General features: G+C 40.3%; 18 protein-coding genes and 6 tRNA genes. All 24 read right to left on the minus strand.

Going from position 1 to position 17,882, the window contains the following annotated elements; genetic code table 11:
- Positions 1-133: 133 nt before the first annotated feature.
- The 24 genes from rpmH to ACESNQ_RS03915 all read right to left on the minus strand — a co-directional run bounded on the left by rpmH (position 134) and on the right by ACESNQ_RS03915 (position 17,881).
- Complete coding sequence (gene rpmH, locus ACESNQ_RS03800) at positions 134-268, minus strand: 50S ribosomal protein L34 (RefSeq protein WP_000831905.1); 135 nt, start codon at positions 266-268, stop codon at positions 134-136.
- Between the two features lie 144 nt (positions 269-412).
- Entirely contained in the window at positions 413-1,627 is a 1,215-nt protein-coding gene (locus tag ACESNQ_RS03805; protein WP_373075147.1) for a pyridoxal phosphate-dependent aminotransferase, read from the minus strand.
- A gap of 471 nt (positions 1,628-2,098) precedes the next feature.
- Positions 2,099-3,559 (minus strand): glutamate--tRNA ligase, encoded by a 1,461-nt coding sequence (gene gltX / locus ACESNQ_RS03810; protein ID WP_373075149.1) that lies wholly within the window; start codon positions 3,557-3,559, stop codon positions 2,099-2,101.
- 129 nt (positions 3,560-3,688) lie between these two features.
- Positions 3,689-5,038: a glucose-6-phosphate isomerase gene (locus ACESNQ_RS03815; RefSeq protein WP_006155372.1), complete on the minus strand. Its 1,350-nt coding sequence runs from the start codon at positions 5,036-5,038 to the stop codon at positions 3,689-3,691.
- A gap of 169 nt (positions 5,039-5,207) precedes the next feature.
- A complete protein-coding gene (locus tag ACESNQ_RS03820) occupies positions 5,208-5,897 on the minus strand; it encodes a gamma-glutamyl-gamma-aminobutyrate hydrolase family protein (protein ID WP_004251575.1) in 690 nt (229 codons plus the stop codon).
- Positions 5,898-6,032: 135 nt separating this feature from the next.
- A complete protein-coding gene (locus tag ACESNQ_RS03825) occupies positions 6,033-7,799 on the minus strand; it encodes an ABC transporter ATP-binding protein (protein WP_373075151.1) in 1,767 nt (588 codons plus the stop codon).
- A 1-nt stretch (position 7,800) separates the two neighbouring features.
- Positions 7,801-9,507 carry an ABC transporter ATP-binding protein gene (locus tag ACESNQ_RS03830; RefSeq protein WP_373075153.1) on the minus strand — a complete coding sequence of 569 codons (1,707 nt, stop codon included), beginning with the start codon at positions 9,505-9,507 and terminating at the stop codon, positions 7,801-7,803.
- 189 nt (positions 9,508-9,696) lie between these two features.
- The gene (locus ACESNQ_RS03835; protein WP_303407210.1) at positions 9,697-10,398 is read right to left on the minus strand and encodes a histidine phosphatase family protein; all 702 of its coding nucleotides are present in this window, start codon (positions 10,396-10,398) and stop codon (positions 9,697-9,699) included.
- A 58-nt stretch (positions 10,399-10,456) separates the two neighbouring features.
- The gene (gene comGG / locus ACESNQ_RS03840; RefSeq protein WP_314944886.1) at positions 10,457-10,894 is read right to left on the minus strand and encodes a competence type IV pilus minor pilin ComGG; all 438 of its coding nucleotides are present in this window, start codon (positions 10,892-10,894) and stop codon (positions 10,457-10,459) included.
- On the minus strand, positions 10,872-11,333 hold the full coding sequence (gene comGF / locus ACESNQ_RS03845; RefSeq protein ID WP_314944888.1) for a competence type IV pilus minor pilin ComGF: 462 nt from the start codon (positions 11,331-11,333) through the stop codon (positions 10,872-10,874). Before comGF ends, comGG begins: the two co-directional genes overlap by 23 nt.
- Positions 11,296-11,598 (minus strand): competence type IV pilus minor pilin ComGE, encoded by a 303-nt coding sequence (gene comGE, locus ACESNQ_RS03850; protein ID WP_314944890.1) that lies wholly within the window; start codon positions 11,596-11,598, stop codon positions 11,296-11,298. The genes comGF and comGE overlap by 38 nt, the downstream gene beginning before the upstream one ends.
- Complete coding sequence (gene comGD / locus ACESNQ_RS03855) at positions 11,561-11,995, minus strand: competence type IV pilus minor pilin ComGD (RefSeq protein WP_373075157.1); 435 nt, start codon at positions 11,993-11,995, stop codon at positions 11,561-11,563. The genes comGE and comGD overlap by 38 nt, the downstream gene beginning before the upstream one ends.
- Positions 11,958-12,281 carry a competence type IV pilus major pilin ComGC gene (gene comGC / locus ACESNQ_RS03860; RefSeq protein ID WP_373075159.1) on the minus strand — a complete coding sequence of 108 codons (324 nt, stop codon included), beginning with the start codon at positions 12,279-12,281 and terminating at the stop codon, positions 11,958-11,960. Before comGC ends, comGD begins: the two co-directional genes overlap by 38 nt.
- On the minus strand, positions 12,282-13,298 hold the full coding sequence (gene comGB, locus ACESNQ_RS03865) for a competence type IV pilus assembly protein ComGB (RefSeq protein WP_373075178.1): 1,017 nt from the start codon (positions 13,296-13,298) through the stop codon (positions 12,282-12,284).
- Positions 13,246-14,187 (minus strand): competence type IV pilus ATPase ComGA, encoded by a 942-nt coding sequence (gene comGA, locus ACESNQ_RS03870; protein ID WP_049494535.1) that lies wholly within the window; start codon positions 14,185-14,187, stop codon positions 13,246-13,248. The genes comGB and comGA overlap by 53 nt, the downstream gene beginning before the upstream one ends.
- 52 nt (positions 14,188-14,239) lie before the next feature.
- Complete coding sequence (locus ACESNQ_RS03875) at positions 14,240-14,617, minus strand: DUF1033 family protein (RefSeq protein ID WP_373075161.1); 378 nt, start codon at positions 14,615-14,617, stop codon at positions 14,240-14,242.
- A 136-nt stretch (positions 14,618-14,753) separates the two neighbouring features.
- Complete coding sequence (locus tag ACESNQ_RS03880) at positions 14,754-15,812, minus strand: zinc-dependent alcohol dehydrogenase family protein (RefSeq protein WP_004251543.1); 1,059 nt, start codon at positions 15,810-15,812, stop codon at positions 14,754-14,756.
- A 140-nt stretch (positions 15,813-15,952) separates the two neighbouring features.
- Complete coding sequence (gene nagA / locus ACESNQ_RS03885) at positions 15,953-17,104, minus strand: N-acetylglucosamine-6-phosphate deacetylase (protein WP_373075164.1); 1,152 nt, start codon at positions 17,102-17,104, stop codon at positions 15,953-15,955.
- A 268-nt stretch (positions 17,105-17,372) separates the two neighbouring features.
- Positions 17,373-17,456, minus strand: a tRNA-Leu gene (locus ACESNQ_RS03890).
- A 9-nt stretch (positions 17,457-17,465) separates the two neighbouring features.
- A tRNA-Gln gene (locus ACESNQ_RS03895) sits at positions 17,466-17,537 on the minus strand.
- 13 nt (positions 17,538-17,550) lie between these two features.
- Positions 17,551-17,623, minus strand: a tRNA-His gene (locus ACESNQ_RS03900).
- 12 nt (positions 17,624-17,635) lie between these two features.
- Positions 17,636-17,706 (minus strand) — tRNA-Trp (locus ACESNQ_RS03905).
- Positions 17,707-17,712: 6 nt separating this feature from the next.
- Positions 17,713-17,793: transfer RNA gene (locus ACESNQ_RS03910), tRNA-Tyr, on the minus strand.
- A gap of 15 nt (positions 17,794-17,808) precedes the next feature.
- Positions 17,809-17,881 (minus strand) — tRNA-Phe (locus ACESNQ_RS03915).
- Position 17,882: the final 1 nt, after the last annotated feature.

A 17,882-nucleotide genomic window follows, 5' to 3' on the forward strand; every position in this document is an offset into this window, starting at 1 on the left:
ATATGTGATTTTTTCAAGACGTCTTCTAAAATGTCTATTCTCAATCAATAACTTTAGAAAATTCTATCTTTTAGATAAAAGAAAAATCAGTAGGCTCGAGTTCCTACTGACTTCTTTGTTTCATTTGTTTGGATTATGCAGCCAAAACTTTGCGTCCTTTACGACGACGAGCTGCCAATACGCGACGACCGTTTTTAGTTGACATACGGTTACGGAATCCGTGTTTGCGCGCACGACGAAGTTTACTTGGTTGATAAGTACGTTTCACGATGAATACCTCCTCATAGATTTTGTATTCGTTTAGCCGGCTATAAAGTGATCAGTTACTAAACATACTTTACTATTCTATCTGATTCTTACGTATTTGTCAATAGCTCTGACAAATGTTTCCAGCTTTTTTGCTATGAAAGCCTTATCTACTATACTGCTTCAAGAAGCGAGTCATCTTTTCCTGTATTTGGGCTAACTCATCAACACGTGGTAGATAAACGATACGGAAGTGATCTGGTTCTTTCCAGTTAAAGCCACGTCCATGTACCAAAAGCACTTTTTCTTGTTTCAAGAAATTAAGGACAAATTGTTCATCGTCATCAATACGGTACATATTGCGGTCGATTTTAGGAAAGATATAAAGACCCGCTTTTGGCTTAACAGCTGATAAGCCAGGGATATCTTGAATAGCATTATAAATAAAGTTTCTTTGTTCATAGATACGACCACCAGGAAGAAGCAACTCATCCACTGACTGGTGACCACCTAGTGAAGTTTGAACAACCTGTTGAGCAAGCACATTCGAACAAAGTCGCATGTTTGAAAGCATGTTGAGACCTTCAATGTAGCCTTTTACGTGATGTTTAGGTCCAGACAAGACCATCCAACCTACACGGAAACCAGCGATACGGTGAGATTTAGACAGACCATTCATGCTGACACAGAAAAGGTCTGGAGCCAAACTTGCTACGGGTGTATGGACATTGCCATCCATAACCATACGGTCGTAAATTTCATCCGCAAAGATAATCAAGTCATTTTGACGAGCAATCTCGATGATATCTAGTAAGAGTTCTTTAGGATAGAGAGCCCCCGTTGGGTTATTGGGATTGATCAAAACAATAGCCTTAGTATTTGAACTAATCTTAGACTTAATATCATCTAGGTCTGGATACCATTCCGCTTCTTCATCACAGATGTAGTGAACGGCATTTCCCCCAGCCAAGCTGACTGCCGCAGTCCAAAGTGGATAGTCAGGCATAGGAACCAAGACTTCATCGCCATTGTCCAAGAGACCTTGCATAGACATAACGATTAGCTCACTAACCCCATTTCCAAGGTAGATATCATCAATATCCACATTGGGGAATTTCTTTAGTTGGCAATACTGCATGATGGCCTTACGAGCTGAAAAGATACCTTTTGAATCTGAATAGCCTTCACTATCACGGGCATTCATAATCAAGTCGTGGATAACCTCATCTGGAGCTGTAAAGCCAAACTCAGCTGGGTTCCCTGTATTCAAACGAAGAATTTTTTCTCCATTTGCGCGCATGCGCATAGCTTCTTCCAAAACTGGACCACGGATATCATAAGCCACATGCTCTAATTTTATTGATTTGTTAAATTCTTTCATTCGAGTTCCTCTATTCATCAGGATAGTTAATATTATACCACTCCAAAACGAAATCGTAAATTTCCCAGTACTATTCCACAAAAAAACCTTGCACAATGCAAGGTAACAGGGCAAAGTCGATTTCTTTCTATTTTTGGAGAAGAAAGAGTAGATATACTTCTCTAAAAAGCTGGACAAATTGGACCAAAATCTTTGTAGAGAAACTCTGGTGATCGAAAACAAAGTCATTGTAAGGGATGGTAACTGCATGAACAAAAGAATTTCTGCTTCTATTCAGCAAAACGCAAAGAAAAAATAAGTAGACTGACCAACATTAGGAATAATGTTAGACTAAGCCGAGTCTAGTTGTAACAATACCATCTCACTAACTTATTTCCTTGCCCTGTCAATTCATATTATACACTAAAATATTTGCATTTTCAAACAAGTATACATATAAAAAGAACTCAATATTTGAGCTCTTTTTGTATGCTATTTTGCAATTTCTGCCAACATTTTCTCGATGTGTTGGATGGATTTTTCACGTCCAAGCAAGTAGATGGTATCTGGCAATTCAGGACCATGCATTTCACCTGAAACGGCGATACGGATTGGCATGAAGAGATTTTTCCCTTTGATACCAGTTTCCTTTTGAACTGCTTTGATTTGTGGGAAGATATTTTCTACCACAAACTCATCGTCTGACATGGCTTCGAGTTTGGCTTTAAAGGCTTCAAGTACAGTCGGAACCGTTTCACCAGCCATGACTTCTCGCTCAGCTTCTGTCAATTCTGGGAAGTCTGAGAAGAAAAGGTCTGTCAATGGAACAATTTCGTCCACTGACTTCATTTGTGGTTTGTAGAGCTCCACCAATTTCTCAGCCTTGTCTGTCAAACGTCCCGCTGCTTCGAGGAATGGTTTGGCCATTTCAAAGATAGTCTCAAGATCCGCATTCTTAATGTACTCATTGCTCATCCAGTCCATTTTCTTCTGATCGAAGGCTGCTGGAGACTTGCTGAGACGGTTTTCATCAAAGAGGTTGATGAGTTCTTGACGAGAGAAGATTTCGTCTTCCCCGCCAGGGTTCCAGCCAAGAAGGGCGATGAAGTTAAAGACTGCTTCTGGAAGGTAGCCTTTCTTGCGGTAATCTTCGATAAATTGAAGGGTGTTCGTATCCCGTTTAGATAACTTCTTACCAGTTTCAGAGTTGATAATCAAGGTCATGTGACCGAATTCTGGTGCTTCCCATCCAAGTGCTTCATAGACCATGAGCTGTTTTGGTGTATTGGCAATGTGGTCATCTCCACGGATAACGTGAGAAATTTGCATGTCGTGGTCATCAATGACAACGGCAAAGTTGTAAGTTGGGTAGCCATCTTTCTTCTGGATAACCCAGTCCCCACCGATATTGCCACCTTCAAATTCGATATTACCTTTGACCATATCATGCCACTTGTAAATACCAGACTCATTAACAGCCAAACGAACCGTTGGGATGATGCCTGCCGCTTCACGTTCAGCGATATAAGCTGCTTTTTCTTCTTCGCTCATGCCAAGGTATTCGTTAATGTAACGAGGTGTTTCACCGGCTGCATCTTGACGTTCACGTTCTGCTGCTAACTCTTCTTCTGTCACGTAAGATTTGTAGGCTTTTCCTTCAGCCAAGAGTTGGTCGATATATTTTTGATAGAGTTCCAAACGCTCAGACTGGCGGTAGTTTTCATGAGTCTCTGGACTTTCATCCCAGTCCATGCCCAACCAACGAAGGTTTTCAAGCTGTGAACGTTCTCCGTCTTCGACATGACGTTTGCGGTCCGTATCTTCGATACGGATGATAAAAGTTCCACCATGGTGGCGTGCATACAAGTAGTTAAACAATGCTGTACGGGCATTACCGATGTGTAATAGTCCTGTTGGACTTGGTGCATAACGCACACGAATATCTTTTGACATATCTTCTCCTATAAAGTCTCTAGGCATCTGCCTTTTCGCTCTCTATATTATATCACAAGTCTCGCCAGAGTCCAATTTCTCTTTTCGAGAAAAAACAAAAAGAGTGGTAAAACCACTCTTTTTAGTCAATTATAGACGAGCGTTAAGTTCTTTGCTCAATTCTTCAAATCCTGGTTTACCAAGAAGGGCAAACATGTTACGTTTGTAGGCTTCAACACCTGGTTGGTCAAATGGATTGATGGCGTTCAAGTAACCTGAAAGGGCGATAGCCAATTCGAAGAAGTAGATTGTGTAACCAAGAGTGAAGGCATCTTGCTCAGGAAGAGTCACGTACATGTTTGGTACGTCACCGTCAGTGTGGGCAAGAAGAACACCGTCAGTTGCTTTTTTGTTTACAAAGTCAACATCTTTTCCTTGAAGGTAGCCAAGTCCGTCAAGGTCTTCTTCCAAAGTAGGGATGATTACGTTCTTACGAGGTTTGTCAACACGGACAACTGTTTCAAACATGATACGAGTTCCTTCTTGGATAAATTGACCCAATGAGTGCAAGTCTGTTGAGAAGTTAGCTGAAGTTGGGTAAATACCTTTTTGGTCTTTCCCTTCTGACTCACCAGCCAATTGTTTCCACCATTCTGAGAAGTATTGAAGTGATGGCTCGTAGTTTACCAAGATTTCAGTTGCATAACCTTTACGGTAAAGGATGTTACGAACAGCTGCATATTGGTAAGCTTCGTTTTCAGAGATTTTATCTGAAGTGTAGTCTTTACGAGCTGCGTTAGCACCTTCCATAAGGGCTTTGATGTCTGCACCTGACGCAGCGATTGGAAGCAATCCAACTGCTGTCAATACTGAGAAGCGTCCACCGATATCATCTGGAACAACAAATGTTTCCCAACCGTTAGCATCTGCTTCAACCTTAACAGCACCTTTTTGGCGGTCAGTTGTTGCGTAGATACGTTTGTTAGCTTCTTCTTGTCCGTATTTCTTAACCAAAAGTTCTTTGAAGACACGGAAAGCAATAGCTGGTTCAGTTGTTGTACCTGATTTAGAAATCACGTTTACTGAGAAGTCTTTATCTGCAACATACTCTACCAAGTCAGCAAGGTAAGTAGATGAGATGGAGTTTCCAGCGTATAGGATTTGTGGTGCTTTGCGTTCTTCTTTTGTTTGCAAGTTTGCAAAGTGGTGGTTCAAGAAGTCAATGGCAGCTTTCGCTCCAAGGTAAGATCCACCGATACCGATAACCACCAAAACATCGCTGTCTGCTTTGATTTGTTCAGCAGCTTTCAAGATGCGGTCAAATTCTTCGCGGTCGTAGTTTTCAGGAAGGTCCAACCAACCCAAGAAGTCGCTCCCAGCACCAGTTCCTTTACGGATCAATTCGTCTGCTGCTGTAACTTGTGCTTGCATGTATTCCACTTCATGTGGTGCAACAAATTTGTCTAATACTTTTGAATAATCAAATTTAATATGTGACATAGTATTCCTCCAAAATTTCTTCTTTTCTATCATAACGCTTACTAACAATTTTTTCAAGTTTTTATACTAAAAATTTCCAATTTTTATCACAATTCAAACGTTTGCGTAAAAACACGATTCTATAAAGATTCGTAAATAATGAATAAAAAAACGACCAAGATTCTAGTCGTTATAATTCATTCAATAAATACTCAAATAATTCTAAGTTGCCATCTTCTTCATTGACCAAGAATTCTGGATGCCACTGGAGACCAATAATACGGTGTTCGTCGATAGATTCGATTGCTTCAACAGTTTGATCGCGTGGATCCACAGCCGTCACACGGAAATTGGGTGCCAGATCTTTAATGCTCTGACGATGCACTGAATTAACCTGACTTTCTTTACCAAATAATTTAGACACGACACTGCCATCCACTGTCTCAATAGAATGTGAAGTCCCAAAAGGTAGACCTTGCCAATGACCTTCAATATCCTGATTGAGTGTCCCACCAAAGGCAACATTGACAAGCTGAACGCCACGGCAAATGGCCAAGATTGGCTTGTTCTGACGCAAAGCTTCTTGTAGAAGAGCTAGCTCAAACTCGTCGCGAGTTAGGTTATAGTCGTCGCTATCAATTGTTTTTTCCTCACCATAAAACTGAGGATGAACATTTTGTCCCCCAGTCAAGATGAGCTTATCAATCATTTCTACATAGTCATGGACCACCGACTCATCACCAACCGGAATGACCAAAGGAAGTCCGCCAACCTGACGAATACTCTCAGCAAATTTACAAGAGACTGATGAATGAATATTTTTTCCTTCTGCGTCTACAGGACATAGATTCGCAGCTACTCCAACAACCGTTCTTGCCATACTGTTTTCCTTTCAATTTCCTTTGATAAATCTATCTTATCACTCCAACTCCTTCCTGTCTAATATGTATTTTAAAAGACTGTGATAGGTTTCTTTTATCAGAAAAAGTTGCCCTAGTCTAGGACAACCTTCTCTTTATTCAAAGACAAATTGATTATGATACAATTCTGCGTAGAATCCACCAAGTTTCAGCAATTTCTGGTGATTTCCTTGCTCAATGACTTGACCATCTTTGAGAACGATAATCTGATCGGCATTGAGAATGGTCTTCAAGCGATGGGCAATCACAAAACTCGTTCTTCCTGCTACAATTGCCTCCATGGCATTTTGAATCTTGCTCTCTGTTACAGTATCAACGTTTGATGTTGCCTCATCCAAAATTAAGACCTGGGGATCTGCCATCAGGGTTCGAGCAATAGAAATCAACTGCTTTTGACCGGTTGAGAATACGCTCTGATCATCATTAATCAGAGTATCGTACTTATCTGGTAGACTTTCGATATATTCATGGATATGCGTAGCCTTAGCAGCTGCTTCTACCATCTCTTGACTAGCATCAGGAACACCAAAGCGAATATTATCTCGGATGGTTCCGCTAAATAAAACAGAATCCTGTAGGACAATTCCTACCTTACTTCGCAAGCTATCCAAATCAAATTCTCGGATATCTCTACCATCAAAACTGATACTTCCTGCATCCACATCATAAAAACGATTGATTAAGTTCATGATGGTCGTTTTTCCTGATCCTGTTGGTCCAACCACTGCAATCATCTTCCCTTTTGGAGCTGAAATGCTGACATCTTTTAGAATTGGTTTCCCTGGAAGATAGGAGAAGTCTACGTTTCGAATCTCCACACCCTCTCGTAATTCTGTGAAAGCTGGAGCATTTTGGGGGCGAACTTCTTCTTCGGCATCAAACATTTCTTGAATGCGGTCAGCACCTGTAAAAGCAAGTTGCAAACTTCCCCAACTAGCTGCCAATTGGATTATGGGTTGGTAATATTGCTGAGAAAACTGGGTAAACATGACAATCAAACCCAGAGCAGTTGCTGTCTCGATGTTCTTATCATTCAGTAAGACAGCTGAACCGACAAAAATAACAATAGCTGTATTGACCAAGCTCATTCCGTTCATGACAGGAAAGAGAATTCCAGAAAACAGTCTGCCCTTAAAGGTTGCTTTACGGACACGCTCGTTTTGCTCAACAAAACCTGCGATCACATCATCTTGAATGCCTTGAACAATAACGGCTTTTTGACCTGAAATACTCTCATCCATGTAGGCGTTGAGCTTCCCAACCTCTTTTTGCTGAAGATTGGTATATTTTCTTGCCAATTTCAAAATGACAATCAACATGATAACAGCTATCGGAGTGCTAGCAATCGTAATCAAAGCCAAGGTCACATTTTTTGCGAACATGACAATCAACAAACCAATATAAAGGGCAATATTGGTCATAACAGACACCAAACTTTCGTTGAAAGCCTGTAGGATGTTATCCAAATCACTGGTAAAACGTGACAGGATATCACCATCTTGATGGCGGTCAAAGAAGGAAACAGTCAAGCGAGAAAGCTTGCCAAAAAGTCCCTTACGCATCTCATTTGTCGATTCGGCAATAATACGGCTCATCAAAACCATATAGATAAGACTCGACACCACTAGCACAATCAAAATATAAGCAAGATTGATTAGGAGTCCTAATAGACTTTGCCAAACCATATCAGGATTTCCATTTTGATAAGCTATAACCAAATTAGCCAGTTCTGTGACTGTTTGACCTGCAAATACTGGAAAGAGGGCTTGTGCAATCGTTGCAATGATAATCATAGCAATGACAGCGATAAAGGATATCTTATAAACTTTAAAATAGTTCCAAAAAAATCGAAATGTCTTCATCCTACTCCTCCTTTCCTTTTTGCGTTTCGTAAATTTCACGATAAACTGGGTTTGATGCAACCAAGTCAGCATGTTTGCCTTGACCGATCAAGCGACCTTGGTCAAGCACTAAAATTTTATCAGCATGCACAACAGAGCTAATTTTTTGTGCGATGATAATCGTAGTCGTCCCCTTCAAATCCTTGTTGAGGGCTTCTTGAACCAAACGTTCCGATTTGGCATCAAGGGCAGAGGTTGAATCATCGAAAATCAAGATACGAGGATTGCTGACAATCCCACGCGCAATAGACATTCTTTGTTTTTGTCCACCAGAAAAGTTAGTCCCACGTTCCTCAACCGGACTTTCAAAGGCCAAGTCCATACGACTAATAAATTCACTGGCCTGGGCGATGCGAGCTGCGCGTTCCATTTCTGAAACTGTCGCATCTCCCTTACCTTGTCTGAGATTATCTGCGATGGTTCCACTAAAGAGGATGGCTCTTTGTAGGACGATAGAAACTGTCTTACGAAGCGTCCCTTCACTAACTGTCCTAATGTCCTTTCCACCAATCTTGATCGAACCTTGCTGAGGGTCAAATAATCGTGGAATCAACTGAGCCAAGGTTGATTTCCCTGCACCAGTTGCTCCGACAACCCCAACCATTTCACCAGCTGCGATATCGAAGGATACATCTTTTAGGATAGGTTCTTCATCATTTGGATAGGTAAAGGTCACATTTTCAAAACTGAGACTTCCCTCCAATTCTTCATCTTCCACATCATCGAAAGTCATAGCTGGTTCTGTATCAAGGATTTCACGAATACGACGAAGGGAAATCATGGCACGAGTGACTGAATTCCCCAAAAATCCAACCATGATGATGGTAAAGATAATCTGACTCAGGTAGTTTACAAAGGAAGCAATGGAACCAACTACTGACGGATCTGACTCTGCCATACCTGCTACAAGCCAGATTGAAAGAAAGACAGCCCCGTATGAAATCATCATCATTACAGGTTGAACGATAGAAAAGGCGTAGCCGATATAAAGGTTTTCACTCAGTAATTCATCGGATACCTGCGTAAACTTAGCAAACTGATCTTTTTCTCGGACAAAAGACTTAACCACGCGCACACCACGCAAATTTTCTTTAGCAATGGCATTGATACGCTCTAGTAAGGTCTGGAATTTTGCAAAGCGCGGTCCCACAACTCCCATCATAAAACCCATTATGGCAACAATCAGAACGACCATGAGAACTAGCACCCACCACAGAGAAGGTAGGGTGACAACTGCTAGAATAAAGGAACCGATAAATAAAATCGGTAGTCGAAAGAGGATTTGGAAGGTCATCATAACGACGTTTTGAATCTGGTTGATATCGTTGGTCATACGCACAACGAGGTTCCCTGCATTAAACTTCTCAATATTGGCGTATGAAAAAGTTTGAATCTTACGAAAGGCATCTTCACGTAAGTCAGACGAAACTCCTTGAGCAATGTAAGCTGCTAACACTACATTGATCCCACCTGCAACCAAACCAATCAAGGCAACAAGAATTAACCAAAAACCGATAGTATAAATAGCTTCATTATCACCCGTTAACAGTGCCTCTAAAACCTCCTGCAAATAACGTGGTTGCAAGAGTGAACTCGTTACCATTAGACCTGTCATGACCAAGGAAGTCAGGGCCTGCCATTTATAGGCTTTTATTTTCTGAAACAGCATATTTCCCCCTTATAAGATAGACAAAAGGGGACGACAGTTCTGTCAGTCCCTTCTTATGCTTTCATGTTGATACTATTCTAACAAAAAAGAATGCTATTGTCAAAGCACTCAGCTCTCAGAAGCTTGTGCAAGCACGACATTAGCATTCTATCAATCCTTTAAAAATTCTTCTAAATTTAGTACTGAATTTTATTGTTCTGAACTATCTTGCTCGTCTAATTGAGCTCGTCCAATTTCACGGTAGCTACAGTCCCCAACAATCTTGACTGAAAACTGACCATCTTCGTACTCAAGAATCGTCACACTTCCGTTATCAAGACCATGTGGATGCATGCCGTTAATGAGGTAAACAATGGTTCCAATTGTCATTCCATGACTGACAACGAGAGCATTTCCTCCACCATTAGCTTCCATTTCCTTGGCAATGGCTTCAAAGCCTTCCCAGATACGACCACTTAGCTTTTCCCATCCTTCAGCCCAACCTGCTGTGTCTACTTCTACCAGACCTTCAGCCAGCTCAGCATAGGACAAACGATGCACATGATCGACATTAAAGATACGAGGAATAATCCCCATAAAAAGGTCTCCATCATAAGCACCATCAAAGCTACCAAAGCACCACTCACGGATTCGCTTGTCCATACGATAAGGAATTTGACCTGTCAGACCTAGTTCCTCAAGGATAATTCCCATAGTCTGGATGGTACGTCCTGAGTCACTCGAGTAAGCACGCTCAAACTTTAAGCCTGATTCACGCAAGCCAATTCCCAATTCGTGAATACCTCGCTCACCTTCAGCTGTTAAAGGAGTATCACTCCAGCCTTGAGCACGCCCAATCGTATTAAACATTGTTTTCCCATGACGCACTAGATACAATTTTACACTTGCCATTTTTGGTCCTCCATATGTATCTATTATAGCATGATTTCAGGTAAAAACCTCGTCCAAACTACTCTGTGCCCTTCTTTGAAGGTGCTAATTTTGAAGACCTAGCAGTCTCTTTTTTGCTCTCTTCTTCTGTTTTCTCCTCATTTCCTTCTTTGGACTTGTTTTCTGTTTTCTCAGACTTTTGACCGGTCTTTTTTAAAGGAGAAAAGTGAAATTCAAACTGATTTTTTCCTGTGTCAATAGTCGTTGTGAAGAATTTTTCGTCATTTCGATAAGTTGACTTCCCTACATTAAATGACTGCTCTCCATTTTCAGAAGTAGCTTTTTCATAGGTTCTCTTAGCCATAGCAAATGCAAGAAGTTTTTCTTTATTTAAGGCATAATCCTGATGATGTGCTACTTGCCGATTTAGATAAAACTGCAACAAAAGACTAAAAATTCCAGCAATAGTGACAGCGTATAGGAGAACTCCTGCTCTAACTTTTTTCTTTTTCAACACGATAGATAAATTCCCTCTCTAGTCCCTTTTCAAACTGAAAGTGAAAGTGCAACTCCTGCCCTTTTTCTTGAATTCGAGCTGATTTTAGGCCGTAGACCATGGGTTGATAACCACGTCCACTAGCGTCTGTTTTCCGGAAATCATTTGACTTTGATTTACCCATGGAAATGGGTTTGCCTTCCTGTTTGAGGTAAAGCCTATCATTCTCCACTTTTTCAAATTGGGCTCGATTCAGCTCTGTTTCTAGCTGATCCACAAATAAAAGCCATTCTTTTTGCTCACTTCTCTGCTGGTAGCGAACCTCTGAAATCAAGAGTCGGCTCATAGATTGAAAAAGAAGCAAGCTACCACTAATAACGATAAGGGCAACCAAGGATTCTAAAAGTGTAAAAGCTCTGACCCTACTTGTCTTGAATCGCCAGTAATTTCTCCGTTCCATGGTATACCTCCAAACCTTGCTCATTCGAGACAACATGAACCGTAAGGCCATTGACAGTCAACTGCTTTTGTCCAGTCTGCAACGCCATACGAGCCACTCGCAAAACTTCTTCCTGTTTTAGAAGTTCTACATCTCTTTTTCTACTTTCTTGAATCTGTCCCAGCAAGAGGGTTGCTATACTGGCAAAAATAGCGAGTGAAATCACTGCCTCCAGTAGAATAACTGCCTTAATTTTTTGCTTCTTGAATACGTTTAATCTTTCCATTCCCTAGATATAGTTGGTAGCGAACCACTTCTTTCCTTGTTTGAAATCTCACGCTAGCTAGAGACGAATTCCCTCCAGCCTTATCAAAGGTAATTGACTGATTAGACTGCAATTGAATGCCTTTAGGGATGGCTAATTTCTGATAGCCATTCCCAATACTTCTCTCTTCTAGCATTAAGTTGATCTTCTGCTGACTAGCCAGACTTCTCTTCTGGGTTTCTCGATAAAGTTCCTCAAACTCCATAAAGAAAATTTGCTCTTCCACAGCTGCAAAAGTCGACTGAACTGAACTCGACAAGCCCAAGGCTAACAGGCTGACTATTCCTAAGACCAATAAACTTTCTAGCATGGTAAAGGCCCTAATCTGCAACTGACTGACTCTTATTTTGCTTGGCATGATACTCTTTATAGGCTTTTGCTTGCTCAGCAGTAATGCGTCCATCTGCCTGTAATTTACCTAGACTAGCATCTTCATTTTTATCCAGACTATAGAGTTCTGCTTGGCTTTCTACCACCTTGACGACAGCTGCTTTCCCCTTATCATTGACTGCATCCTTTTGCTTAGTAAGATTTGGCACAAAAAGCAAAAGTAGGACGCTAATGATAAGCAACACCACCAACATTTCTACCAGTGTAAAAGCTTTTACCTTCGTTTCTTTTAATTTCATCATCATTTTTTTCATCTAAAAATTTACCTCCATATTTTGATACATTGGCAGCAACATAGCTGCATACAATAAAACGATTAGCAGGGCTACAAAAATAAAGACCAGTGGTTGAACAAGGTTCATGGTCCGATTGACTCGGGTAAAGAAGGATTCCCAGGTTTTTTCCGCATATATTTCCAATTCGCTTCCCAACTTGGATTTAACCTCTCCATATTCAATGATTAATCCCAACTCCTTTCTAAAGAAGGGATAGTTCTGAACAACCTTAGAAAATTCATGCCCATTTTGCAAAGATTGATCTAAATCGTATCCAATTTCCTTAAAAAGAGGATCTCCTTGCTCCTGCATCATCTGGAAAATCTGTGCCAACTCTAAACCTTGTCCAATCATATTTCCCCATTCCCGAGCATAATAAGCAGTTAGATAGTACTGAACAAACACACCTAAAAAGGGGATTCTAGCCAGATAAGAAAAGACTTGTATCTTCTTAGATTTTCTGTAGAATATCAGTCCTGTTAAAGATGCAAGACTTAGTGCCAGAATAAGTCCGAGAAAAATCTGTGGCAGGTTACTAATCACTAAGGTAGCTATGTTACTACTATCCAGTTGGGGCAAGAGATAATTCCGCAATCCTAGCATAATTAACAGTAAAAAAGCTAGCAAAATAAGTGGGTAGGTCGCAACTTCAATTAACTTCTTCTTGACCTTAGCAAGATTATCCAAATATTCTTCAATTTTCCCCAAACTCAAATGGAGATTTCCATGAACTTCAGCCAATGAAAGTTGAGTGACAATCGCACTCGAAAAACCTAAATTCCCCATCATTTCCGAGAAAGATTTTCCTTTCGATAGTCCTAGGCGCATCTGTGAAACATATTCCTTCTCCAACAAAAGACTTCTATCAAGAAAGGAAATGATTTCTACCAAGTGAAAACCACTAGAAAACAAATTGTTAAAGAGAGTGATAATTTTCTTCTGCTTACTGGTAGCTAATTTTCTCCGTTTCAGCTTGAAGGGCAGTGATATGTCCATCTTTAAGAAGCTGATCAATGTGCTCATTCCACTTTTCTGCCTGGTGTTCTGAATAATTTTGGTTTGCAAAATCAATAATTCCTCCTCCCCCGATTAGTCTCTGGTAGCAAACACCTTGTAAAACAACTGCGAGTTCATCCTCACTGACACCAAGTTCTAAAAGACGCTCATAGACCCCACGAATACTCTTTGCATGTATGGTCGAAAACACTGTAGCTCCCGTTAAGCTCGCTCTTACAACAGCACGGGCTGTTTCGCTATCTCGAATTTCCCCAATGATTAAAAGATCCGGGCGGTGCCGCAAAGAAAGTTTTATCAAGTTTTCATAGCTCAGTCCAATAGCTTCATTGAGTTGTAATTGCAACATCTCTTCTTGCTTAATTTCGACTGGGTCCTCAATGGACATGACTTGTTGTCCCTTAAACAATGACTTAGCTAATTCATGCATTAAGGTAGTTTTACCACTTCCTACAGGTCCTGCAAATAGATAAAGGCCGCGTTGCCTAAATCCCTTTTCTAGTTCCTTAAGGTCTTGAAACCAGAAGCGCAACTCTTGTTCTTCATCATGCAAAAGGCGAATAACTAAACTTTCATGACCACGATAATCTCCTACCGTCGATAAGCGTAGTGAAGAAACCTTGCCATCATGCTGATAATCACAGGACCCAAGCTGACTACGACGCTTTTCTCCAACATTCATCCCTGCAATAAATTTAAAATGACTAATAACTGCGCCCAACTTTTCAAAGTCATAGCTATTAATCAAACGCCTTTCATCACCTATTCGCATATGCAACTCATAAACCTTGTCCTTGGGAATAAAATAGATATCCTGAGCTCCATCCTTTTTTGCGAGACTAATCAATTCTTGTGCAAGTGCTTGTACCATATTCCCTCCTCAGTTAATTATTCGAAGAAAATACAAAAAAAGAACAACTTTATTAAAAAGTTGTTCCATCATTTTTGATGCGACACGTCCGGTGGATTTCTAAACCAGTTTGTTTTTCATAACCCGGTCTGAATTTTTCATCTGGTATAACTTGACCATCTTCCAGTAAAGCCAAGGAATGATATTGCTGCAGAAATTCATCACATTCCCCACACCAACGCTTATCCTCCGGATTCCAAAATATGGTCATTAAGTCTCCTCGACTTTTATATAGTGGAATTTTCTTTTCCAGTTCAAACCAGCAAGATTTATAATACTTCAAGGCATCATAGTAATTTTCAAATTTCTTACTACTAATGACGTCTTCTTCCCATCCTTCTATGAACCACCAAGGTTCAAAATCCCCGTACATTTCTATAACTCGATACATAGTTTCATTTCCTTTGTATCGTATATTATAGCGAAATTTTAAGAACAATGAAAGAAATTTGCTTGCTTTCACGAATTATCTAATATTTTCAAAAAATCCAGCTATTCTAAAAAGAATAACTGGATTCAAAATTCGATTAACCTTCTGAAATATCGTTTTCAATGATAACCTTAATCGCATGATGATCTGCAGCCTTACCAAATACTTCATAGGCTTTTTCAATTTCACTTAGTTTGAAGTAATGAGTTACCAATTTTTCTGGTTCAATTTTATGACTTTCTAAAGCTTTCAAAAGCTGAGGAGTTGTGTTGGTAGAAACCAAACCGGTAGTTACGTTAATGTTACGAATCCATAGAGTATCCAAATCAAACTGAACTGGCTTACCATGCACACCACAGTTGGCTACTGTTCCATCTACACCGATAATCTTTTGGCAGAGATCAAACGTTTCAGGAATACCAACAGCTTCTATAGCAACATCCACACCTCTACCATCTGTTAAATCATAAATTTCTTGAATTGCTTTTTCAGGGTCTGAAGAATTAATCTTATGAGTAGCACCGAAAGAAACTGCAGTATCCAAACGGTTATCGTCTAGGTCTACCATGATCAATTTAGCAGGTGAATAGAATTGAGCAGTCAATAGAGCTGCTAAGCCAACTGGACCTGAACCAACGATAGCCACACTACAACCAGGCTCTACTTTCCCTTTTAAGACACCAATTTCATAACCAGTTGGTAGGATATCAGATAACATAACCAAGGCTTCATCAGACAAATCAGCTGGAGTGTGATAGAGAGTATTATCAGCATGAGGAACACGAAGATATTCTGCTTGCATACCGTCGATCAAATGTCCAAAAATCCAACCGCCTTCATCTTCACAGTGGGCATAGATACCCTTTTTACAGTAGTAGCATTTACCACAGGCACAAACACAAGAAATCAAAACCTTATCGCCTTTTTTGAAGTTTGAAACGCCTGCTCCAACTTCCTCTACAATCCCGATTCCTTCATGGCCAAGGATAGTTCCACTCTTACATGCAGGGACATCTCCTTTAATAATATGAAGATCTGTTCCACAAATAGTAGTTTTTACAATACGCACAATAGCGTCAGTTGGCTTGCGAATAACTGGTTTGTCAACATCAACAAATGAAGCAAGTCCTGGTTTAACATAAGTATAGGCTTTCATAAAGCTTACCTCCGTTTTTTAATTTGTATTGTTTATATCATAATTGTAAGCCTTTTCAAAAATAAAATCAAGTAATATGTGAAGAAGTTAACAAACTAAATTAAAAAAAGTAGAAACTAAACTAGTTTCTACTTTAGAGATTATGCTTGATAACGTTTTTCACCATCAAGGTAAGTTGCCACCAATTCCAAATCCTTATCAAGAACGATAAAGTCAGCATCGTAGCCTTCACGGATTTGTCCACAAACGTCATCAATATGAACTGATTTTGCTGGGTTGAGACTGGCCATCATAACTGCTTCATGTGGATTTGCAATACCCCATTCAACAACATTTTTCAAACCGTCTTTAAGTTTGAGAATAGAACCTGCCAAGTTCCCAGTAGATTTGAGACGTGCAGTACCATTTGCAACCACAACTGGGAATTCTCCTAGCATGTAGTCACCATCCTGCAAACCACCCGCTGTCATACAGTCAGTGATAAGAGCAATATTTTCAGTGCCTTTTTGTTTAAGTAGAATGTCACAGGCCTTAGGATCAACGTGATGCCCATCGCATATCAATTCAGCATAAGTATGTGGCAATTCATACATAGCACCAACCATACCAAGCTCACGGTGAGTTAACCCACGCATACCATTATAAGCATGAACCCAAACACTTGCACCAGCGTCAACAGCCTTCTTAGCCTGATCAAAAGTTGCATTCGAGTGACCTAAAGCAACAGTAACACCTTCACCAGTAACCGTACGTACAAAGTCCTCAACACCTTCACGTTCAGGTGCAAGGGCAATTTTATTTAGAAGACCATTAGCAGCCTTCTGCCAAGCACGAAATTCATCCATGCGAGGATCTTTCATGTAAGCAGGGTTTTGAGCTCCTTTAAATTCCTCAGTAAAGTATGGACCTTCAAAGTAAATCCCACGAATTTTAGCTCCAGAAGCCTCTTGATAACGCGAACCAATATTTTCAGTAACAGCTAATAATTGTTCATATGATGATGTTAGAGTAGTTGGTAGGAAACTAGTAACACCTGTGCTAAGAAGACCTTCACTCATTGTGTGAAGAGTACCTTCGATGTTATTATCCATAACATCAACCCCACCAAATCCGTGAATATGTGTATCAACAAGACCAGGAGCAATACTATAACCAGTATAGTCAATAATTTCTGCGTCCTCAGATACTTGATCCACATGCTTACCAAATTTTCCATCAACTAGTTCAAGAAAACCACCACGGCGCACACCATGAGGATAGAAAAATTGATCCGCTTTAATATATTTAGGCATAATGATAACCTCCGTAATTCATTTTTCTAATATTTATTATGTCAATAACATTATAAACCTTTCTGAGTAATTTGTAAATGGTATAGACCTATTATAGTTAAATTTATAAAGAAATAAATTAAGATTTAGTAAATATATAGTAAAGTAATATTGAACATTGAGGTTTACAATAAAATTTAGGAAAAATAAGAAATTTTAAGTAACTCTGAAAGAAAAAATGGAAGAGAAATTAAAAAGACAAGGTCCAAAAACCTTGTCTTTATTACTATACCGGCGGCCGGGGTCGAACCGGCACGTCCTTGCGGACACTGGATTTTGAGTCCAGCGCGTCTGCCAATTCCGCCACGCCGGCAAATAGTAACTGGGGTAGCTGGATTCGAACCAACGCATGAGGGAGTCAAAGTCCCTTGCCTTACCGCTTGGCTATACCCCAATAATATAAAATAGGCGAGTGAGGGGAATCGAACCCCCGAATGTCAGAGCCACAATCTGATGTGTTAACCACTTCACCACACCCGCCATAACGTTTAACACGGGCAGTAGGAATTGAACCCACACTGAAGGTTTTGGAGACCTTAGTTCTACCTTTAAACTATGCCCGTATAAGATGGAAGGGGAGGGATTCGAACCCCCGAACCCGAAGGAGCGGATTTACAGTCCGCCGCGTTTAGCCTCTTCGCTACCCTTCCGTATTATATAAGAAATGGCGCGAGACGGAATCGAACCGCCGACACATGGAGCTTCAATCCATTGCTCTACCAACTGAGCTACCGAGCCA

Source organism: Streptococcus infantis, from assembly GCF_964243025.1.
GTDB lineage: Bacteria > Bacillota > Bacilli > Lactobacillales > Streptococcaceae > Streptococcus > Streptococcus infantis_N.